We start from the raw sequence: 18,641 nt of genomic DNA on the forward strand, positions 1-18,641 counted from the left end.
GTGACGGTAGTCACATCCTATTTTTATTCATTTCTTGATTTCGAACATACATTCGTTTAAAATATTAGCGAAACTTTGAAGGTGAGGTGGAGATCGTGGCAAAGCAGCGGAAAATCGTGCATGTTGATATGGACGCGTTTTATGCATCGGTTGAGATGCGGGATCATCCGGAACTCCGGACCAAGCCGCTCGTGATTTCACGCAATCCCCAGCACACCGGTGGACGAGGCGTTGTCGCAACGGCAAATTACATCGCACGGTCATACGGGATCCATTCGGCAATGAGCGCTCAAGAAGCGTTGAAACGGTGTCCGCAAGCCTACTTTAAAAAGCCGGATTTCCCCAAATACAAGCGGGTTTCGCATCAGATCCATACGATTTTCCACGAATATACTGATAAGATCGAGCCGGTAGCCTTTGATGAAGCCTACTTGGATGTCACTGAAAATAAGCCGGGAATTGAATCGGCGGTGGCGCTTGCGCATCGAATTCAGCAAGAAATATACGATCAGTTGCATTTGACGTGTTCCACGGGCGTTTCGTATAACAAATTTTTAGCGAAGATCGCATCGGATTATCACAAGCCGGTGGGGATGACGATCATTAATCCGGAAGATGCGCTTGACTTTCTTTTTCCGTTACCGATCGAAAAGTTTCGCGGCATTGGAAAGAAAACGGCGCCGAAAATGCGCGAATTGGGAATCAACACTGGTGAAGACCTGTATCACTGGAAGGAAATTGATCTAATTTCAAAATTCGGCAAGATGGGTCACATTTTGTATCAGCGGGTTCGCGGAATCGATGACCGGCCGGTTGAATGGCAACGGGAACGGAAATCGGTCGGCAGTCAGCGGACGTTTGACCAACCGTTAAATTCGATCGAACAGGTTGACGAACAGTTAAAGCTGACAGCTGAACGGTTAGTCGCCGAGTTAAAGCGCCAGCAAAAACACGGTAAAACGATCGTGATCAAGGTCCGGGACAGTCATTTTGAAACGGTTACGAAACGGCTGACATTTGATGATTATCTTGATAATCAGGTGGATAACTTCACGTATTATGGCCGGCAGCTTTTTGATGAGATTCAAGATAACCTAATTGACGTCCGGTTATTGGGATTGACGATCACCAATCTTGACTCGCTGGAGTTTGAGAATATCCGGCTCGATCTTTGAAAAAGCCGGGACTTATTTGTATACTTGATAATTGGAGATTAATTGAAAGAGGTCAGAAAATGACAATCGAACAACAAATTATTGAAAAAATCAAAGAATATGACAAAATTATCATTCACCGTCACACCGATCCGGATCCAGACGCATTCGGTTCTCAGGGTGGCTTGGCAGAAGTAATTCGGAACAGTTTCCCGAATAAGACCGTTTACCAAGCAGGTGAAAATGACGGGAGTTTAACGTGGATCACAACCGAAGATGAATTGACTGACGACATGTTCAAGGGCGCTTTAGTGATCGCAATCGACACTGCTAACCGGCCACGGGTTGACGATCAACGCTATGATCAAGGCGATTATTTGATTAAAATTGACCATCACCCGGATGATGATCACTATGGTGACATCAGCTTGATCAACACCGGCGCATCAAGCTGTTCTGAAATGGTCGTTGATTTAGTCAACAAGTCAGAAGGTCAATTAGTGTTGAATCAAAAGGCTGCGCGGATGTTATATGCCGGGATTGCAGGCGATACTGGTCGTTTTATGTATGACAACACCACCGCCCACACCTTGCGCGTAACGGCCCAATTATTTGAATTTGATATCAACGCTTCTGAAATGAACCGCAAGATGGATGATATCAGTCAAGGAGTTGCCAAACTGTCAGCATATGTTTGGGATAACATGGTCATGACAGAACACAATGCAGCTTACATTGTGCTGAAGCATGATTTGGTTAAGAGTTTCGATCTTGGAGCTCAAGGAACAGCCCCAATCGTTTCGGTAATCGGTAAAATCGATAAGGTCGTTTGCTGGACACTCTTTGTTGAAGGTGAAGACGGCAAGTACCGCTTGAATATTCGTTCAAAGGGTCCGGTAATTAACGAACTTGCCAAGGAATACGGCGGTGGCGGTCACCCATTAGCAAGTGGAGCCATGATGGACACCTTGACCGATGACCAATTGAAAGAATACGTTGCGAAGTTAGATCAAATTGCCGCAACATACACAGGAGAAAAGAATGACTAAAGAATTTAAGGATTTTGATTTTAAACCCTTTATTAACAAGGCATTAAAGGCGATGGGGTTCCGGAAACCAACGCCGGTTCAGGAACGCTTGATTCCAACAATCCTGAAAGGCAAAAGTGTGGTTGGCCAATCCCAAACTGGGAGCGGAAAGACGCATACATTCCTTTTGCCGATTTTCCAAAAAGTTGATCCGAACTGTCCCGCCCAAGCGGTCATCACAACGCCAAGCCGGGAACTGGCATACCAGATTTATGAAGCGGCAAAGCAAATTGCGAAGTTCGCGCCAGAACCGATTATCGTTCATAATTACGTTGGCGGAACGGATAAACAACGGCAAATTGAAAAGTTAAGCCATAATCAGCCGCAAATCGTGATTGGGACTCCCGGCCGGATTTTAGATTTGATCCGGGCCCAAGCACTTGATGTTCACGAAGTTCGGCAATTTGTTGTTGATGAAGCGGATATGACGTTGGACATGGGATTCTTGGATGATACGGATGCAATTGCATCATCACTGCCGCAAGATTTGCAGATGATGGTCTTTTCAGCTACGATTCCTGAAAAGTTGCAACCATTCTTGCATAAATACATGGAAAACCCAGTCGTTGAAGTTGTTAAGAACCAAACGATCATTAGTGATACGATCGATAACTGGTTGATTTCAACGAAGGGCCGCGACCGCAATCAAATCATCTACAAGTTGCTGACAATGGGTGAACCATACTTGGCATTGGTCTTCACCAACACGAAGGAACGTGCCGATGAACTGACAGATTACCTACGGTCACAAGGATTGAAGGTTGCGAAGATCCATGGTGGGTTGCAACCGCGGGAACGGAAGCGGATCATGAAGGCTGTTCAAAATCTCGAATATCAATACGTTGTTGCAACTGATTTGGCAGCCCGGGGAATTGATATTCAAGGTGTTTCCCACGTCATCAATGATGATTTGCCGACTGATCTTGAGTTCTTTGTTCACCGGGTTGGCCGGACGGGCCGAAACGGAATGACCGGAACAGCAATTACGCTTTATGAACCAAACGACGAAAGTAAGATCGAAGAACTTGAAAAGATGGGCATCAAGTTTGAACCGAAAGCCATTCGAAATGGTGAAATCGTTGATTCATATGACCGGAACCGGCGGAAGAAGCGGAAGAAGATTCACGAAAAGATGGATCCGCAACTGCAAGGAATGGTCAATAAACAAAAGAAGAAACACAAACCAGGGTATAAGAAGAAAATTCAGCGCGCAATCAAACGGGACCAGCAGCAAAAGCGGCGGATCGCCCAACGGCAAGCGCGGCGCAAAGCACGCAAGTCACGGTAACGGATTGACAAACGCTTAATTTTTAAATATACTTTTGAAAGATTAGGATATGTTGTTTTATTGGTTTTCTCAGCGAGAGTTTGGGTGGTGCGAAAACTTGAAAACCGTAAAGCAATGCTCCCTATGATGACATTGAAATTAATAAACTTAAAGAGGTTACGATAAAGTATCGTTGCAAGCAGGGTGGTACCGCGCATGTGCGTCCCTGCAGGCAATGGTACTTTTTGTATATTGGAAAGGGAAAATCATGAAAGAATTATCAAGTGCCGAAGTGCGGCAAATGTATTTGGATTTCTTTAAATCAAAGGGCCACGATGTTTTGAAAAGTGCGCCATTGATCCCCCAAGATGACCCGACATTGTTATGGATCAACTCTGGGGTTGCAACAATGAAGAAGTATTTTGACGGAACAGTTGTCCCGAAGAACCGCCGGATGACAAGTTCGCAAAAATCAATTCGGACAAATGATATTGAAAACGTAGGTCACACTGCGCGCCACCATACATTATTCGAAATGCTTGGAAACTTCTCGGTTGGGGACTACTTCCGGAATGAAGTTATTCCGTGGGCATGGGAATTGTTAACCAGTCCAGAATGGTTCGGCATGGATCCTGAAAAACTTTACATTACGGTTTATCCAAAAGACAAGGAATCAAAGAAAGTGTGGATGAAGGCCGGCGTGGCTGAAGACCACATTTACCAAGTTGAAGATAATTTCTGGGATATCGGCGAAGGTCCATGCGGTCCGGACTCCGAAATTTTCTATGACCGGGGCCAAGAATTCAACAACGTTGCTGAAGATGATCCTGAAAATTATCCGGGCGGCGAAAATGAACGCTACCTTGAAATCTGGAATATCGTCTTTTCAGAATACAACCACAAGCCCGATGGCACATACGAACCGCTTCCGCATAAAAACATTGATACGGGGATGGGGCTTGAACGGGTTGTTTCCGTTTTCCAACATGCGAAAACAAACTTTGAAACGGACTTGTTTATGCCGATCATTGACGCAACGGTGCAAATGTCAGCTGGTAAGCAATACGGCGATAATGCCGACAATGACGTTTCATTTAAGGTGATTGCCGATCACGCGCGGGCAATTACGTTTGCCATTGGTGATGGAGCTTTGCCGTCAAACGAAGGCCGCGGCTACGTTATCCGCCGGTTGATTCGGCGCGCTGAACTTCACGGGCAAAAGTTAGGCATTGACGGTGCATTTTTGTACAAGTTAGTGCCAGTTGTCGGCGACATCATGAAGTCTGCTTATCCGGAAGTCTTAGAACAAGCCGAATTTATTCAAAAAGTGATCAAGATGGAAGAAGAACGGTTCAACAACACCTTGAAAGACGGAATGCAATTACTTGACCAAGTAATCGCTGATGCCAAGAAAAATAAGCAAGATAAGATCGACGGCAAGACCGCCTTCAAGTTGTATGATACTTACGGTTTCCCATTGGAATTAACGGTGGAATACGCAAACGATGCCGGTTTAGGTGTTAACGAAGATGAATTCCAAAGCGAAATGGATGCCCAAAAGGAACGTGCGCGGAATGCCCGGAGCAACGAAAAATCAATGGGCGTTCAAAATGGTTTGCTGACTGACATTAAGACTCCAAGTGAATATGTTGGTTACGAAAAACTTGATGCCCAAGGGGTATTAAAGGACATTATTGTTGATAACCAATTAGTTGATGAGGTTGCCGATGGCGAAGCTAAGATGATCTTCTCAGTTACTCCATTTTATGCTGAAATGGGCGGCCAAGTTGCTGACCAGGGGGTTATCAAGGACGAAAACGGCGAAGTTGTTGCGGAAGTTGAAGATGTGCAACACGCGCCAAACGGTCAAAACATGCACACCGTGAAAGTTTTGAAGAAGATGACCACGGAACATGAATATGAATTGGTTGTCAACCAGAAGTTCCACGATAAGGTGCGGAAGAACCACACCGCAACGCACTTGCTTGACCAGGCATTACGCGATGTTTTAGGCGAACACACGCACCAAGCCGGTTCATTAGTTGAACCAACATACTTGCGGTTTGACTTCACGAACTTAGGCTCAGTTACCGCTGAAGACCTTGATAAGGTTGAACGAATCGTAAACGAAAAGATTTGGGATGCATTACCAGTTGAAACCGTTGAAACCGACATCGAATCAGCCAAGAAGATGGGCGCAATCGCCTTGTTCAGCGAAAAGTACGGCGATGTTGTCCGGGTCGTTAAGATTGGCGATTACTCAATGGAATTCTGTGGTGGAAACCATGCCGATAACACGAGCGAACTTGGCTTGTTCAAGATTGTTTCTGAATCAGGTGTCGGGGCCGGTGTTCGCCGGATCGAAGCTGTCACTTCAAAGGAAGCATACGAATTCTTGCAACAGCGGAATAACATCTTGAACGAATCGGCTGCTAAATTGAAAGTTGCTCAAGTTAAAAATGTTCCAAGCAAGATCGATCAAACCCTTGCTCAAATCAAAGAACTTGAACAACAAAAGCAAGCCTTAGAAGACAAGTTTGCTAGTCAACAAGCTGCCGATGTCTTCAAGAACGTGCAAACGATCAATGACAAGACATTGATTGCTTCGCAAGTCAACGTTTCAGGAATGAACCAATTACGGCAATTGGCTGACCAGTGGAAAGCCAAGAACCTTTCAGATGTCCTTGTTCTTGGAACGGCAACTGAAGACGGCAAGGTTAACTTGATCGCTGCCATGAGCGATGCTGCAATGAAAGATGGCTTAAAGGCCGGCGACTTGATCAAAGAAATTGCCCCATTAGTTGGTGGTGGCGGTGGCGGCCGACCAAACCTTGCTCAAGCCGGCGGAAAGAAACCCGCTGGAATGCAAGCTGCGTTACAGGCTGCGGCTGAATGGCTGGAAAAGAAGACAAAATAATTAATAATAACCCCATCATTTGGTTAACCGAATGATGGGGTTATTTTAATATCGAAAACATTGAACTTCGTGATCATTGACCATTCCAATTGCTTGAATTAACGATTGAATCGTCACTGGACCGGTGAACTGGAAGCCGTCCTTTTTCATTTGCTTGCTGATTTTAGTTGACAGTTCTGTTTTAGCAGGAATTTCACGGGCGGTTTGATAATGATGCTTAATTGTTTTAAAATCGGTAAATTGCCATAAATATTCATTCAGCGATATTGGAAGTTTTAAAACGATTTTGGCGTTATTGATCGTTGCTTCGATTTTCTTGCGGTTGCGGATAATTGCAGCGTTTTGCGAGAGTGCTTCAACTTTGTCATCAGAATACTGACTGATTTTAGCGACATCAAAATTATCGAATGCGTTTTTAAAAGCCGCCCGTTTTTTCAAAATCGTATTCCAGCTTAACCCGGCTTGAAAGATTTCAAGGGTTAGAAGTTCAAATAATTTTTGGTCATCATGACATGGAACTCCCCATTCATGATCGTGATACTCTTGTGCAAGCTGATTTTGAGTTGCCCACTGACAACGTGGTTTATCTGCCAAAGTGAAAGACCTCCTAGCAAAAAGATACTTGATTTTATTATAGTTGAATTATTGGGAGATTGAAATTTCTTAAGAGCAATTCGACTTGGGATATGAGAAAGGAATAAGCTCAATACTGATTGTCAAATGAAGAAAATTTTATTAGGCCTTGAAGAAAAAATTAATCGGGATTGGCTTTAACCCTTGCAATAATCGATCGATTGTTGCAAATTTTTTCAAATAATATGAAGCCCAAATGATATTGCTTCCAAACGAAAGACTTAATAAAAAATTAAGAAAGCCCAAATGAATATAATTATTTTGATATTAGGATCAGCTTTAAATACCAATGGATAAAGAATAAAAACGTAAAATTAAATATTAAGAAATCATTAAGAAAAAGCGGCTAATTATAAAAATTAATGATATTAAATCTATTAAGAACATAAATTATGAAAAAATCAAGTTGAAATTGATGATTTATATTGATAATATTTTAGCGGAATCCTAATTCTGGCATTTTCTGATAAAGAATTAGTAACCAAAAATGATTTGATGTGATTCGATTATGAATCACATTTTTAATAATTACTTCTTTTGATTGACTATAAAAGTAAGAAAATGATTATTTAAATACACAAATTAATAAACGAGAATATTTTGATCACAGCGGCTTCTGATGCAGCAAGTAAAAAGTTAGATAAGGATATAAACTAATGAAAAGACAAAGTAAATATATTTTAGCAGTGTATGCTACATTTTCGATAGAATTACTATTTAATATTGTTACGATGTGGTTTTGTGAAGATATTTTATGTTGGAATCAAATAACAACATTTGATGGTCTTGAATCTAAATTAAAAATATTAGCAATGGTATTTATTCCAGTGGGAGTTATCAAGGGGTTATTTGATGAGATATTAGATAAAGAAAGAAATGATTTATTGATATTATTTTGTTACTTAATTGTAACTTTAATACTTTGTTTTTTTTATGGTTCAATATTCACACTGGTTGATGTGGGTAGTAAAATTTTAGGGCTTCATAACATTATCTCATATGCTCTGTGCATTACAGTTTTAATTTTTATAAGCATGACCATTTGGGGTTTTTTAACAAAGAGAAAAGATTATCATCATCCTATTTTAAATAATATCTTTATAGGTTCTTTTATCATTTCTATATTTAATATGTTTTGGGGTTGGAGTTGGCTCAATATAATAATTGATATCATAGATTTAGTGGTAGTTTCGTTATTTATATATTTAGATACTATAGAAATTAAGCAGCATTCAAAAGAATTAATGCAAGTTAATAAAAAACGTGAATTTTTAAACATAATAAAAGATGCGACAGATATTTATGTAGAATTCATGTTTATATGGTTGGATTTAGTTGATTTAATGACTGAAGCAGTAAATGATTCAAATTGATCAACAAGGAAGGATATAAACTAATGAAAAAAGAAAGTTATGTAAAAGCGGTATATTTAACATTTTTTTGTGGCTTAATACTAAATTTAATTGTTGTATTTTTTTATTAAAAGTTACTAATAGTGATTTTTTGGGGGAAAACCACAATAAATTTGGAGACTTTTTTGTATCAGGCTTCTTAATATCTTATTTAATTATGAAATTAATTGAATGGCCGCTAAAAAGAGATATGGGAGGATTAGTTTTATTCATTCCTTATGTGATTATTACCACGATTTTTTATATTTTTTCAGGAACAATGACAGGTTTTATAGCTTTAGTGTTAAAAGCAATGGGATTTCCAAATATAATTTATCAATCATTACTGGTTACTACGATAGTTTTTGGAGTAAGTACTGTTTTAGGAATGCGAAGTAATAAAGAACCACAAGAACATCCAATTTTAAATAGTGTTTTTGTATCAGGTATTGCAGTAGCGTTTATTAATCTGATTTTTAAATCAAATTTAATTAATATTATTATTGATATTATTTTACTGGTTTGTATATCTTCATTTGTATACTATGATGCTAATAAAATAAGATCACGAATAAGTTCGAGGGGGATTCTTGGGACAAAGAAATTAACCTACTATACATATATTTTGTATGATGCTACAAATTTAGTTCTTGATTTCGGATTACTCTGGGAAGATATAGCGGATTTAATGTTTGAAGGGCGTAATAAGGATGATTAATGTTAAGAGATATTAAGCTAAGGGTATAGAATTTTTATTCGTATTTTTAAAAATTATATTTTTTTAGTTTAAGTAGTGGAGCGTATAGAGGTTTCATTTGTAGAATTGAAGATTGCTGGGGCAACTGGTGAAGTTGCTGGAAGAGTGACGGTGGATAATCAGTGAAGTTATTGGCCAGGAGCCGGTACAGTCGCAGGAGCGGAAATTGGAGCAGAAATTGGTTCTACAATTGGCGGAGCTGCAGGATTAATTGCAGGAAGTATCATTTCAGATAAATTTATTAATAAGGGTTAAAAATGAAAAATAAAAAATCAATCTATTTTATAAAAACTTATATCATATTTTTTGTGTATTTAATAATTGCTGGCATTTGGTATGAAAAAGATTTAAATTATATTGTTACTAACTCGCTCATAAATAATGGATGTGGGAAAACAATATTGATAATGTATGGTGTTCCAAGTTTAATAGCACTTGTATTAGCAGGACTATTAAAAAAAAGATTTATTTGGGAAATTCCACTTATGATTATTTTTAATTTAATTAATATATGGGGAATGACAGGAGTTACTGCAATAATAGCGGCAGTATTGAAATCTTTAGGGCTATACGATATGTTCATCAGCCAAATAATAATAGTCACTATAATGATATTTATTTTAAATTTTGTTTATGGAATAATGGCTACACGTGATTTAAATAATTCTAAACTTATGATAATACTCGGCGGAATCTGTTTAACATTGATATTGATAATGAACATAATTAATGTAAAGTATCGTCTTATTCACATAATTTTGGATATTTTGGTTTTAATTTGGTTTTCCTATGGAGTCGCCCAGGATAGCCAACAAACAATTAAGGATTATGACAAAATAAATACTAAAGTAGAATCATGGATGTATTCAATAGATAATGCTTCGACATTATGCTTAGATATCGTATTTATTTTTGGACAATTAATGAAGTTAACAGCAGATGAAAAAAGATAACTTTTATATTTTATGATTTGAAGAAATATTATCTCAGATAAATTTATTAGTAAGGATTAAAAAATGAAGATTAGTAAAAAAACATATTTTTTATTTACATATGGCCTTTTTGTTATATATATGTGTATTTTTTATAAAATTTACTCATTAGTTTTATCTTCAAAATATATAGCAGATATAGTTTCTAACTGTAAAGTGGTTCTTTTTGGAGTTGCTATCGTAACTATAGTTTGTCTTTTACCTTTTGATTTGTTAAAAAAGGAAAAACCATGGAAAATACCGATTATTTTTATAGCAAGTATTATTATTATTTGTATGATGGCAATAATGGCATCGATAATGGGCTTTTTGTTAAAGGAACTTGGATTATATAAGTATATTTCTCAAATATTGGTAGTTGCTTGTTTTGTATTTATTTTTTGTTTTTTATATGGAATTAATGCGTTAAGAGATTTAAATAATACTAAGTTAGACATTACATTGGGAATAACTAGTCTAATATTAATAGTTATTATGAATATTTTTAATATAAGAGAAAGGTTTTGGCATATATTAGTTGATATAATCGTTTTGATATGGTTTATGTATGGAACGGCAGAAGATAGTCAAAATATCGTAAAAAATTATCCAGCCTTAGATAGTAATATAAAAACTATAGTGACTTCATTAGAAAATGCATTTTTCTTGTGTTTTGATTTTATACTTATTTTTACACATTTAATGAAAATGACGGCAGATGAAAAAGAATAAAAAGATTTTTTGGCTAAGTTTTGGCTAGGTTTATAGTGAAAACCAATGATATTCCATGAAACTAATGAAACATTTAAAGTAATAAAAAAGCCGTTATATCAAGGATAATTAAACCCAATATAACGGAACGAATAAATATTAATTGGGTATACTGGTTACAATAATTAATATTGATAAACGTTGATATAACAGTGTTTTAAGAGTTTGCAAACATAGGCGGGTCTCTTTTAGGGTCTCTAATTGAGATAATTAGCAAACTTGAGGGCTGTTTCGTTTTGTTCTTTTTGAGTTACATGTGTGTATACGTTAAGAGTTGTTTTAGCATCAGCATGACCTAACCTATTTTGAACTTCTTTAATGGTTGCGCCTGCTTGAAATAAAATACTGGCGTGAGTATGGCGGAAACCATGACAAGAGATATATTTTAATCCGAACTTCTTGCTTAGTAAATGCATCCAGTTATTAGGGCGCGTTGGATGCAAGAGTGAACCGTCATTTTTTGAAAAAAGTAAACGATCATTTAAAGCAGATTTACCATTCATATAAAATATATGTGATTGTTTGCTTTTCCATTCTTTTAAAATATCCATTGTTTCAGCATCCATATAGATAACTCGGATACTTGAAAGGGTCTTAGGCGTTTGAATAACTAATTTATTATTTTCAACCATGGTTACCGTTTTATTAATTGAAATAGTGTTTTTGTTGAAGTTAATATCTTTCCAAGTTAACGCTAAAGCTTCGCCTTTACGTGCTCCGCTATAAGCTAACAACCGAAAGAAAGCATAGATTTTGAAATTGCCATTATTTTTACAGCAATAAAGGAACTGGTTTAATTCGTTTTTCGTGTAAAAATTATTGAATTTAACCGGTTCTTTTTTTGTTTTAGGTTTAATAACATTATCCATTGGATTACTTTCAATAATCTCAAGCTTAATAGCATATTCGAGAATACGAGCAGTATAGAAAATATATTTTTTCATTTGTTTAGGATATTCGTTAAACCAACAATTTACGGCACGTTGACAGTCAACAACTGTTATTTTTCTTACAAAATAATCTTTGAAAAAAGGTAATACATGTTGTTTTAAAATGCGCTTGGTTGTTGCGTAGGTGGATGCTTTTACTGTTCCTTTATATAATTCAAGCCATAATGTAAATAGCCCATTAAATTTGATATTACTATCTCGTTTGAAATACTCACCAGTGCTTACTTGGTAAGTAATTTTTGAAAGGGCGTTTTTGGCATCCATTTCATTTAGAAAATTAGAACGTTTAATATAGCGTTTTTTACCTGTTTTATCATCAATGCCTGCATAATATCGAAATTTAAAACGCGTTTCTCCATTTTTATTTTGATATTTAACAATTTTAGTCATTCCTGAAATTCCTTTCTTCGAGTTTGCCCGCTCTTATAATTCCAAGAAATAAAATGTATGAATAAAACGACCGTTGAAAGATTTACAAAAAATTGGACGAAATCGAGCTTTTTTGATTGCTAAAAACACCAGTAAACAGCTATATAACAATGTTTCAAAGAGGTTTATAAAAATTCTATTGTCAACATATATGGAATAGTGCTTTTAAGTGCAGAAAATTACAGAAAACACTCCTTTTTACATCACTTAAAACGCTCATAAATGGCAATATAGCAACGATAAAGTAATGTCTATGCAGATCTGAATATGTAATTCAAAATCTTACAAAACCTAACATTTTTTATTACTTATTTGTTTTAATATAAAAAAAGGAATTAATAACCGGATGCATCTAGAACATAAAAAAACGAAGTACCAATTAGAACTTTTGATCGTGACTAAAGGTTGTATTTAAAATGCGAGCTTTATCACAAAAGACGCACTAAGTATAAACATATACCGTCAAAATACTATTTTGGTACTTTTGCTAAGATTGCATTTTACCACCTTAGATTTTAATAAATAGTTAAGTAATTACAGTCGCTTCTTTATGTTATTTAATATGTCTATGCTTTGGTTGATTAATTTTATTGCTCTATCTTTTTTTCCAGCTAATAAAACTTTTTTTAGTTCTCGATTATTTTTATTTAAGTTATTAAAAGTATTTAAATTTTCCAGATTTAATTTATTAATCAATTCTTTTTCTTTTTCAGCTGTAATTTTAGAATCAATTTCAATAATCCTTTCAGGCAAATCATTATTAATATAATCGCGTTTTATAGATTGTTGCATATCTTCTATTTCAGAATAGTCCGTGACTATGTAAAATGCGTATTCATTGGCGATTTTGGTTGAAATAGCCCTAAAATAAAGGTCATTAAAATATTTATTTAATTTATTTTTTAAGTTGTCTTTAATCTCTTCATACGGTAAAACTTTGTTATCCTTAACTACTATTTTTTTTAAATTTAAAACTTCTAGTAATAAACCACTTTCTAGAAAACGTTGTAATCGTCCATCTGATCCATGAGAAATGTTATTTTCTATAATATTTTTTACAGATTTATAAATGGCTTTATAAGCAATGCCTTCTAATTCTTTTGTAGAAAATCCAATTCCTAAAACATAACTAGCAGGCATATTAAAAATAGTTGCTAACTTTTCTTGTAATTCCTTTTTTGGAATTCTCTTACCTTTTTCATAATTTGCAACGGCTTGTTGGCTTATATCTAATAAATCCGCAAGTTTCTTTTGGGTAATGCCTTTTTCAATGCGTAATTCTCGTATTCTTGTACACAAAAGTTTTCGCTCCTTTCTCAAATATTTTAAGATATTTTCTCGTTAAATACAACAATATTGTTGTTGACTTTCATAAAAATAAATACTACACTTTCGTTGTACAACTAAAAAGTTGTTAGGAGGTGAAATTATTGAAGCTTACTAATTCTCAAATTCTAGCTCTTAAACGTAAACGAGGAGAGTTAAATATCTCAGTATTAGAAATGTCAAGAGAAACCGGCGTTAGTCGTTGGACTTTAGATAAGATTTTCAAAGGCGAAAAAACAAACATTCATAAATCAACTTTTGATAAGTTAAACGATTGGCTTATTAATCAACTAGACGTACTCAAAGAACAGTAAGGAGGATGCAGCTATGAATGAATTAGTATTCAAAACCACCGCATTAAGTACCGCTGAACCATATACAACAAGCGAGGTTATTGCGGAATATAGCGAGAATAGCCACCACGCAATACAACAGCTAATAAGCAAGAATAAAGATAATTTAGAAGAGTTTGGAATTCTCGCATTTGAAATGCGTAAATTAAAACCCGGACGAGGCGCAAAAGCAAAAATTTATCACCTAAACGAACAGCAAGCCACCTTTTTAATTACGTTGCTGAAAAATACGCCGAATGTAGTGGCTTTCAAATTTGAACTTACACGGCAATTCTATGCAACTTGTAAAGAGTACAAGAACGCCATTCATTACGGCTTGAAGATAAAAGTAAACGCAAAACTTTAACGGATACAATCAAAGAATGGAATTTTAAAGACAAGTACCCGCAACCGTATTCAATGCTTACTAACTTACTTTGTAAAAATGCTACTGGTTCATCTTGTAAGCAACTTAAAGAAAAACGTGGGGCGGATGCATCCGTTACTGAATTAATGACAGTTGAAGAGTTAGAAACGTATCAACAGGCGGAAAATAAAGTAATTGCCATGTTATCACTTAACGCTGATTATCAACAAATTAAGGCGTTATTAAACGGCGGAACGTTACAAGTGGCAATTTAAAGAAAGGATATTAAGTAATGGAAATTAAAGATCTCGAACCACAATTAAAGAAAATCATTAAATTAAATCCTAAAGAATGGAAGAAACAAGTAAATCCTTTGGAATGGGACACAAAAGGATTTAAACAGTATTTATTAAGTTTAGCTGAGTAGAAAAATAGAAAGGAAAGATACACATGTTTCAAATTGTATTAGATCAGACTCAAAAAGAAGAATTAGGAAAAGATATTTATACGACTGTAACGAATGCAATTAATAAGGCACGACAAGAAGAACAGCATGCAAAACCTTACCTTAATAAAAAGGAAATGGCGCAATGGTTAGGTGTTTCAGTAGATACCGTTAATAAGTTTATTCATAACGGATTACCTGTTGCGAATATTGGAGGAATGAAGCTGATCGGTAAAGAAACCACAATTAAATTTTTAAAGGAACATGAAGAGTTTTTATAAAACAAAAAAGCCGTTTAAATAAACGACTTAATCATCAATAAAAATAAGAGTTTGCCCGCTCTTATAGTTTCAAGAATAAAGAACGTAAAACGTGCTTTATGTGATTATCATATCACATTTAAAGCCATTGGAAAGGACTTTTAAAAGTGATTAAGGATTTAGAAAAGATGATAGGTAGTTGCTTTTGTATAGAACAAGCAACATTGTTAGAAACATTATTAATTATTATTGTGCTGATTGCATCCAGTTATGCAATCTTTAAAGGCTATGGCGTAGTAGCTTTAATAATTTGGTATTTAACTCGCTATTTTACACGTAAGGCGGGTGTTAAGTGATGAATACTAAAGAACAAGCTTTAAACTTAGCAAGTCAAGGCTTTAAAGTCTTTCAATTATCGCATAATAGCAAGATACCGCTTAAAAATACCCATGGTTATAAGGATGCCACTAATAATATTGATGAGATTAGAAACACATTCAAACCATTTAATAATTTGGGCATTGGGTTGTCAGTCAATCATTTAGTATTGGTTGATCTTGATGTAAATAACAGTGACCAACTAAAAGACGTATTAGGTGAGCTAAATAAACGTCGTTATGATTTACCACAAACATACACCGAACGGACAAAAAGCGGTGGCACTCATCTCATTTATAAGACTGATAGGACGTTAAAACCTACTAATAAAACGTTATTTAGTTTAGGCAACCATACAGGCGCAGAGATCCGCACGGACGGCGTTATTATTGCTCCTTCTTGCGTTGCTGAACACGTTTATAAACCATTGAATAATATTAGCTTAAAAGACGTTACAAACGCTCCTGGATGGATATATAGCGCATTGGAACGTAAAGAAAACAATGATTTTAATTACAAAGTGAAAGCACCAACGCAGAAATATTATACAGGTCAGAAACTGGATGCAATCGCTCAAGGTGTTGGGAATGGCAATCGCAATAATTGGCTAACTGGCGTTGTCGGTTGGTTATTCGGGACGGGTGCAGATCCTGAAACAGTTTACCAGTTTGCACACTCGATAAATTTAACGTTTGTCAGTCCGCCGTTACCTGATAAGGAAGTCAATAATATTTTTAAAAGTATATTAGAAAGGATAGCGAAGTGATGCAAGAACTAGATAATGAAACAAAGCAACGCATGGAAAAGTTGCGCAAGATGCAACAAGCAAGCAATAAACCTCCTAAAACTAATCAAGAATTATTTAGCAGATTAAAGCAAGCTGGAAAAGCGAAACGCAAAGAAAAAGAGACCGTTATACAAAGCGGTATTCATAAAGGAGAAATAAAGCGACCACGCCTAACATTTAGGGAAATCACTAATATCGTTGAGCAATACGCAATTTTTAGAGTCATTGGGGACGATGAAGAAGAACAAAGCAAAGCCCCTCTATATTGGTACAACCTAAACAAAGGCGTTTACGTGAAAGACGATACCGAAATTAAGCAACTAATCAATTACGTAGATAATCAAGCAACCGACAAAGCGATTAGTGAAGTTTATAATAAACTCTTTCTTGAAAGTAAACGAGTACCACGGACACACAATAACAATCTAGTAATTGTAAACAATGGAATTTTTGATAAATCGCAAAATAAGCTACTTCCATTCAGCCCTGATTATGTATTCACTACTAAAATCGCTACAAATTATAATCCGGATGCATCCAGTGAGCCAGTTTTTAACGGTTGGTCGGTTTCTAAGTGGTTTGATGAAATCGCAGACGGTCAAGAAGATAAATTAAAATTATTATGGCAAATTATAACGGCTAGTATTGACGCTAATATATCGCATGAAAGTGCTATTTTTTTAATTGATGACGGACAGGGAAGAACGGGGAAAAGTACATTTGAAAATTTAATCATGAATTTAGTAGGTAAAAATAACTGTGGGCAATTAAAACTGATTGAGTTTGAAGATGATTTTAAACTAGCTTTAGTTGATAGCAAGGCAGTTATTATTGGCGATGATAATGACCCGAATAGCTTTAATGAAGATAGTAGTAAGTTTAAGTCTTTAACCACTGGAGAAACGATTTTGATTAATCCTAAAGGAATGAAGCCATATTATAACCGCTTTAATAGCTTAATCATTCAATCAATGAATGGCATACCACGATTTAAAGATAGTACAGACGCACATTTAAGACGTTTTAGGATCGTTAAATTTAATCATCAATACGAAGCCACGTCCGAAAATAGAAAAATCAAAGATGATTATATTAATCGTAAAGAATTGCTTGAATGGTTGCTATATAAAGCGTTGCATAGCAAAACGGTAACAACATTTATTCAAAGCAACGAAAGTATAAATGCCACTCAAGAAATCAAAGAAGATAATGACCCCGTTTATTATTTTATCAATAAATATTTTGCTGATTTGGAAAGCACACGTATACCAAGTACATTTTTATTTAATTATTTTATGGCTTGCATGGATGCGGAAAATAACCATTCAAGAATTAAACAACGGACGTTTACTTTAAGAGCGCAAAAGATTTTGAAAGCTAAGGGGTGGGAATATACACCAACACCGAAATTAAAGCCCCTTAAATATTGGAACGGTAAAGATCAGCAAAAACTTGATGAGTTGAGAAACGGCCAACTTTATTTATGTAATGTTGACCCTGAAAAATATCAACGAGTATTTTATAGTGAATAACTTACGTAAACTTACGAATGAAAAACAATGCGTAAGTAACTTGAACCGTTGGGAGAGTAAGGGAACTTTCGTTACTTACGGTACTTACATATATGTATATATATAGAAAATAATAAATAACACGTAAATATACTATATAGGGAATTGGGACATATCCGAAAAATGTAAGTTGCGTAGGTTATGCTTTGTAAATGTTGATATATAGGCGTTTTAACGACTATCGCAATAAAAACACAACTGTAAGTCGATAAACAAACGAAAGTTAAAAAAGAAAGGTCGATAAACCATGATCCAAGTAAAAGAATTTTCAGATACATTTTTTTATAGCCGTGAAACGAGGAAAAGTAGCGGTCAGAGTTTAGAAAAGAATATCAATCAATTTCTGAAAGATAATCCAGATATTACGTTAATTGATATTAAATACAGTCAGGCGATTAATGGTTGCACTGATGATATTGATTCAACATCACACGCATTGGTTATTTATGAGGTAAACGGCAATGAGAGTAATTAAATACGTGGATAAAAACACGATAGAAAATATTAAGAGCAATGTTAAGAATAAAGAAGAACAGATCAACATTTTAATTAAGTTACTTGAATGGTGTAATCATGAACATTTATTAATCTTCAATAAGAAACACAAAACACGCAAAGAATTAAAACGCCTTAAAGTTTTGGAAGAACGACAAAAAGTATTAGCTGATATGGCTATGGAATTAACTGATGAGTTGAAAGTAAAGCGATGATTAATTTTCTGATGATTTTAGGTTGGTGTTTCGTTGCATCCATATTAATGAGTTACCTATTTAAAAAGTGCCTAGAATGGCAAACGGTAGCGTTTAATACGGTGGTTAGTATTATCATTCTTGGACTGATTAAACTG

Annotated in this window: 21 protein-coding genes; 18 read left to right on the forward strand and 3 right to left on the reverse strand. The window is 35.6% G+C overall.

The window, feature by feature from the left end; all coding sequences use genetic code 11:
- Positions 1-95 precede the first annotated feature (95 nt).
- The 4 genes from dinB (at position 96) to alaS (ending at position 6,426) form a co-directional block, all read left to right on the forward strand.
- A complete protein-coding gene (gene dinB / locus FC33_RS05660; RefSeq protein WP_081037065.1) occupies positions 96-1,175 on the forward strand; it encodes a DNA polymerase IV in 1,080 nt (359 codons plus the stop codon).
- Positions 1,176-1,234: 59 nt separating this feature from the next.
- The gene (locus FC33_RS05665; RefSeq protein ID WP_057827647.1) at positions 1,235-2,203 is read left to right on the forward strand and encodes a DHH family phosphoesterase; all 969 of its coding nucleotides are present in this window, start codon (positions 1,235-1,237) and stop codon (positions 2,201-2,203) included.
- Positions 2,196-3,530 (forward strand): DEAD/DEAH box helicase, encoded by a 1,335-nt coding sequence (locus FC33_RS05670; protein WP_057827648.1) that lies wholly within the window; start codon positions 2,196-2,198, stop codon positions 3,528-3,530. Before FC33_RS05665 ends, FC33_RS05670 begins: the two co-directional genes overlap by 8 nt.
- A 247-nt stretch (positions 3,531-3,777) precedes the next feature.
- Complete coding sequence (alaS, locus tag FC33_RS05675) at positions 3,778-6,426, forward strand: alanine--tRNA ligase (RefSeq protein ID WP_057827649.1); 2,649 nt, start codon at positions 3,778-3,780, stop codon at positions 6,424-6,426.
- Between the two features lie 45 nt (positions 6,427-6,471).
- Here the strand turns inward: alaS and FC33_RS05680 are convergent, their stop codons facing one another.
- Positions 6,472-7,020, reverse strand: a complete 549-nt coding sequence (locus tag FC33_RS05680) for a DNA-3-methyladenine glycosylase I (RefSeq protein ID WP_057827650.1) — start codon at positions 7,018-7,020, stop codon at positions 6,472-6,474.
- A gap of 695 nt (positions 7,021-7,715) precedes the next feature.
- Between FC33_RS05680 and FC33_RS05685 the strand changes: the two genes are divergently transcribed.
- The 4 genes from FC33_RS05685 (at position 7,716) to FC33_RS05700 (ending at position 10,910) form a co-directional block, all read left to right on the forward strand.
- Complete coding sequence (locus FC33_RS05685) at positions 7,716-8,432, forward strand: Bax inhibitor-1 family protein (RefSeq protein WP_057827651.1); 717 nt, start codon at positions 7,716-7,718, stop codon at positions 8,430-8,432.
- Positions 8,433-8,499: 67 nt separating this feature from the next.
- Complete coding sequence (locus FC33_RS05690; RefSeq protein ID WP_057827652.1) at positions 8,500-9,168, forward strand: Bax inhibitor-1 family protein; 669 nt, start codon at positions 8,500-8,502, stop codon at positions 9,166-9,168.
- Between the two features lie 296 nt (positions 9,169-9,464).
- Positions 9,465-10,160 carry a hypothetical protein gene (locus FC33_RS05695; protein ID WP_057827653.1) on the forward strand — a complete coding sequence of 232 codons (696 nt, stop codon included), beginning with the start codon at positions 9,465-9,467 and terminating at the stop codon, positions 10,158-10,160.
- 63 nt (positions 10,161-10,223) lie between these two features.
- Positions 10,224-10,910, forward strand: a complete 687-nt coding sequence (locus FC33_RS05700; RefSeq protein WP_057827654.1) for a Bax inhibitor-1 family protein — start codon at positions 10,224-10,226, stop codon at positions 10,908-10,910.
- 236 nt (positions 10,911-11,146) lie between these two features.
- Here FC33_RS05700 and FC33_RS05705 read toward each other — a convergent pair whose 3' ends face one another.
- Positions 11,147-12,289, reverse strand: coding sequence for a site-specific integrase (locus FC33_RS05705; protein ID WP_057827655.1), 1,143 nt, complete (start codon positions 12,287-12,289; stop codon positions 11,147-11,149).
- 573 nt (positions 12,290-12,862) lie between these two features.
- Positions 12,863-13,627, reverse strand: coding sequence for a helix-turn-helix domain-containing protein (locus FC33_RS05710; RefSeq protein WP_057827656.1), 765 nt, complete (start codon positions 13,625-13,627; stop codon positions 12,863-12,865).
- A 122-nt stretch (positions 13,628-13,749) separates the two neighbouring features.
- Between FC33_RS05710 and FC33_RS05715 the strand changes: the two genes are divergently transcribed.
- The 10 genes from FC33_RS05715 (at position 13,750) to FC33_RS05750 (ending at position 18,504) form a co-directional block, all read left to right on the forward strand.
- On the forward strand, positions 13,750-13,968 hold the full coding sequence (locus FC33_RS05715; RefSeq protein ID WP_235803897.1) for a helix-turn-helix domain-containing protein: 219 nt from the start codon (positions 13,750-13,752) through the stop codon (positions 13,966-13,968).
- A gap of 13 nt (positions 13,969-13,981) precedes the next feature.
- A complete protein-coding gene (locus FC33_RS08480) occupies positions 13,982-14,353 on the forward strand; it encodes a Rha family transcriptional regulator (RefSeq protein WP_235803898.1) in 372 nt (123 codons plus the stop codon).
- Positions 14,354-14,406: 53 nt separating this feature from the next.
- Positions 14,407-14,628: a hypothetical protein gene (locus tag FC33_RS08485; RefSeq protein ID WP_235803899.1), complete on the forward strand. Its 222-nt coding sequence runs from the start codon at positions 14,407-14,409 to the stop codon at positions 14,626-14,628.
- Between the two features lie 17 nt (positions 14,629-14,645).
- Positions 14,646-14,780, forward strand: a complete 135-nt coding sequence (locus FC33_RS08525) for a hypothetical protein (protein WP_268888912.1) — start codon at positions 14,646-14,648, stop codon at positions 14,778-14,780.
- A 23-nt stretch (positions 14,781-14,803) separates the two neighbouring features.
- Positions 14,804-15,079 (forward strand): helix-turn-helix domain-containing protein, encoded by a 276-nt coding sequence (locus FC33_RS05725; RefSeq protein ID WP_057827658.1) that lies wholly within the window; start codon positions 14,804-14,806, stop codon positions 15,077-15,079.
- 146 nt (positions 15,080-15,225) lie between these two features.
- Positions 15,226-15,414, forward strand: a complete 189-nt coding sequence (locus FC33_RS05730; protein ID WP_057827659.1) for a hypothetical protein — start codon at positions 15,226-15,228, stop codon at positions 15,412-15,414.
- Positions 15,414-16,202, forward strand: coding sequence for a bifunctional DNA primase/polymerase (locus FC33_RS05735; RefSeq protein WP_057827660.1), 789 nt, complete (start codon positions 15,414-15,416; stop codon positions 16,200-16,202). The genes FC33_RS05730 and FC33_RS05735 overlap by 1 nt, the downstream gene beginning before the upstream one ends.
- Entirely contained in the window at positions 16,202-17,755 is a 1,554-nt protein-coding gene (locus tag FC33_RS05740; RefSeq protein WP_057827661.1) for a DNA primase family protein, read from the forward strand. Before FC33_RS05735 ends, FC33_RS05740 begins: the two co-directional genes overlap by 1 nt.
- Positions 17,756-18,041: 286 nt before the next feature.
- Positions 18,042-18,269 (forward strand): sporulation protein Cse60, encoded by a 228-nt coding sequence (locus tag FC33_RS05745; protein WP_057827662.1) that lies wholly within the window; start codon positions 18,042-18,044, stop codon positions 18,267-18,269.
- Positions 18,256-18,504 (forward strand): hypothetical protein, encoded by a 249-nt coding sequence (locus FC33_RS05750; protein WP_057827663.1) that lies wholly within the window; start codon positions 18,256-18,258, stop codon positions 18,502-18,504. Before FC33_RS05745 ends, FC33_RS05750 begins: the two co-directional genes overlap by 14 nt.
- Positions 18,505-18,641: the final 137 nt, after the last annotated feature.

The sequence above is a fragment of the Ligilactobacillus aviarius subsp. aviarius DSM 20655 genome (genome assembly GCF_001436315.1).
Taxonomy (GTDB): domain Bacteria; phylum Bacillota; class Bacilli; order Lactobacillales; family Lactobacillaceae; genus Ligilactobacillus; species Ligilactobacillus aviarius.